The sequence below is a fragment of the Flexithrix dorotheae DSM 6795 genome (genome assembly GCF_000379765.1).
Taxonomy (GTDB): domain Bacteria; phylum Bacteroidota; class Bacteroidia; order Cytophagales; family Flammeovirgaceae; genus Flexithrix; species Flexithrix dorotheae.
In genome coordinates this window covers 1-3,336 of record NZ_KB903512.1, presented here as the reverse complement: position 1 = coordinate 3,336, position 3,336 = coordinate 1, and the positions used below count along the sequence as shown (strand labels likewise).

3 protein-coding genes are annotated in these 3,336 nt (G+C 31.5%); all 3 read left to right on the top strand.

Annotated elements, in window-relative coordinates; all coding sequences use genetic code 11:
• The first annotated feature begins 842 nt into the window (after positions 1-842).
• The 3 genes from A3EM_RS48290 to A3EM_RS0139255 all read left to right on the top strand — a co-directional run bounded on the left by A3EM_RS48290 (position 843) and on the right by A3EM_RS0139255 (position 3,189).
• Positions 843-1,523: a hypothetical protein gene (locus A3EM_RS48290; RefSeq protein WP_245576603.1), complete on the top strand. Its 681-nt coding sequence runs from the start codon at positions 843-845 to the stop codon at positions 1,521-1,523.
• A 96-nt stretch (positions 1,524-1,619) separates the two neighbouring features.
• Positions 1,620-2,285, top strand: coding sequence for an antA/AntB antirepressor family protein (locus tag A3EM_RS46790; RefSeq protein WP_020533725.1), 666 nt, complete (start codon positions 1,620-1,622; stop codon positions 2,283-2,285).
• 4 nt (positions 2,286-2,289) lie between these two features.
• A complete protein-coding gene (locus tag A3EM_RS0139255) occupies positions 2,290-3,189 on the top strand; it encodes a hypothetical protein (protein WP_020533724.1) in 900 nt (299 codons plus the stop codon).
• Positions 3,190-3,336 lie beyond the last annotated feature (147 nt).

Genomic DNA, 3,336 nt, shown 5'->3' with positions numbered 1-3,336 from the left:
TTAAAAATATTATTTTAGATGAGTTGATTATAGCAATAATTTTTTTTTGTTTTTATGATGGTTGTATTGCATTGACTTAGAAAAATTCAATTTTATAGCGTATCAATAAGGACATCTCATTTATCAATCCTCCACACTTCCATTTAAGATGGATATTATACAAAAAGGGCTACTACCATTACGCCTAGTTAAGCTTTTTAAAAAAGCCACAGCTAATAATATCCTAGAATCAGACGGTGGTTCCTGGCGTTTTAGCCATAGAGTATTGCAAGATTATTTTGCTGATCATTGGGAGAAGAATTATGCAGAAAAGGAGGGTTCGACTTAATGTCGAGGGTGAAAAACTCTCTTAAAATCGAATCCCTTACTGAACCGTTCTTTCGGCTGAGGTAGTGTATAAAGAAATCTCTCCACACTTGGTTATCAAAACTTCCTGGACAAATTTGCTACATGCCGCATATGGAGAATAAAAAATGCCGCAACATTATCCATAAAAACCTTCTTAAGGTTCCTCTCAAAACCTATTTTATTCAAATCTGCTGCATACTTTCCAAAATATGTCTCATTTAATGCTGCATGAAAATACTGTAAAACACTGAAAAACAATATCTTATAAAAATCACTTCATGCGCTGCGTGATACCATCTTGCTTACAATTTCCCTCTCTAAATCCTCCCCGGTTGTAACAAAAATATAAAATGGTTACCACGATGGGTACTACAATGGTTACCATAAAACACCCCTCATAGCTTCATAATGCGGTTGTGGTTACCAATTTCACTAAAAAGTGGGTACCATTTTGGTTACCAAAAATTGTATAGTTAACTGATTAATAGACAGTTATGAAAATACAGGTTCGGGGGTTGCCCGATCCCATCTTGCTTACCTTTTCTCCATTCGCTGACCCTTGGCTTTTGAAAAGGAAACGACAAACAAATAGCAATTGGAATTTGATTTTATGTAGTAATAAAACATCTCAACAAAATAAGTATTTGTTTGGTCAGTATAAACAAAAATATAACACGAAAAATAGACACCTAACGTATAGATGTTGTTCGGCAATTATTGTTAACTACTCAAAAAAAATCATGGAGCTTTGTTTAGAATGTGGAAGAAATATTAGTGATAATGTATTCAACTTTTCAGTTAAAAAATATGGCATACCTCTATGTATGGAACATCAAAATTGGATTGATTATATGGAAACTGAAACAACTTTTGAAGTAATTAGGCTATACTTTGCTTTGAAAAAGAAAGGAGTTCCTGCTCAAATGGAAAAATTTGATGGATATAAACATATTGATATAGCTATTCCTGAGGCAAGAGTAAATATTGAAGTAGATGGAAAACATCATAATTACAGTAAAAAGCAGGCTTTAGCTGATTTAAAGAGAACTTATTTTTCCTTTATAAAAGGATATTTTACTCTTAGAATTCCCAATTCATTAGTATACGAGGAATGTACATTGGAAGAAACTGCAGATTTCATTGTCGGGATCTTAAATGAAAGTCTTAATAATTAGCATACAAAAAATACCAAACAAAGATTTCTCCCCACTAAAATTGGGGAAACCACTGATATATTCTAAGTTTATATTTTCGATCAAAAGGAGAAATCAATGGAGCTTATAAAAATATATCAGGGGAATCTTATTAATGCAAGGGACTTACACGAATACTTAGGTAGTAAAAAAGATTTCAGTAGTTGGGTAAAAGCCAGGATAAACAAGTATCAATTTACTGAAAATGAAGACTATACACTTGCTCACCCAGATAGGGGAGGAAGTTGGGGAGGTAGCAATAAAGTAGATTATATCTTAACAATTAATATGGCCAAAGAATTGGCTATGGTTGAGAATACTGATAGAGGACGAGAAGCCAGAAAATATTTTATTGAAGTAGAAAAAACTCTTATCCAGCTAAAGGAGAGTAAACGATTCGCTGCATTTAATAAATTAGAAACTACTAAACAAAAATTCAAGGAGACTATAAATCAATTAGGGTTAACGGATCAGGACTTTGTACAGATCGATTTAGAAGGTAGGAAAGTATTTTTCAATGGGCATCTGGTAGAGGATGAACAACTAAACCTAGTATTACTTACAAGCCGTGATTTAGCTACTCAGATTACTCATTATAACACAGTTAAAAATGAGCTAACTACCAAAGATCAAATCTCTGAAGAAAATAAGAAAACGCATTCTGAAGTGAGGGAAACTTTACAGAAGAGTGGAATTAACCCGGAGGAATTGCCGCCTGAAAATGATATTATGAAACTAAATTAATTCGATGATTAGCATTAACGACTTACTTGAGTATATCAAGAATCCTAAAAATATTATTGCTATCCTTTTGGGTTTAATTTTAATAGGAGGTTTAAGTGGTGCTCTATGGATTAGTAATTTGAGTCAACAAATTAATGGACTAAATCAGCAAGTAAATACTTATAAAGAAGTTTCTGAACAAAGATTAAAACTAGCAAAAGAGCAAAATTTAGCACTACTCAATATCATAAGCAGGCAATATAAAGACTTCAAGAATAAAGTAGAAGATATTTTATTATCAATTGATAATAATAATGATTCGCTTTTGATAGGAACTCAAAATATAAAACAGATTTTAGATAATCAAAAGGACTCGATATTAGCAAAGAAGATTGAGCCTGAACTTAATACAATATTAAATGATCGTAATAAGTACAAAGGCATAATTAAAGCTATGGAATTAGAAATATTGCTAACTGAAAAAAGACTATTTAATGTGATTGATGAACAAAAAGCGTCTACAAAATGGTCATTTACCTATTATGAAGTCTTGTTTTTAATAATTTTATTTTTTTTCATTTATAAATTATACACTTACTTTTTTGATATTAAGATAGTATTAAAATCAGAATTAAATGAGCAATTAATAAAATTCAAGGGTGAGTATCGGGAGCGATTAGAAGAACTAGAGCGAAAACGATTAGAATTAGAAGAACTAGAGCAAAAACGATTAGAATTAGAAGAACTTAAACGATTAGAAGAGCTTGAACGGGAGCGATTAGAAGAACTAACAAAACTTGAAGATTCACTATTGATGGAATTAAAACTGTTGGAAAGTGAAGATGATGATGATGACAAAAATAGTGATGAAGATGATGACAAAAATAGTGATGAAGATGATAACAAAAGGAATGATAATTCCTAATTATGTTAACTAAATTTTATTGAAGGTCAAATGTCCCTTTTGGTAGTTTCTTTAAAGCTAATCAACTTTTGGCAAAATCTTACTCCCGATTCCTGATTTTTTCCTCCGAAGATTATTTTGCCTATTCCCCCTTTTGTAATACTTCGT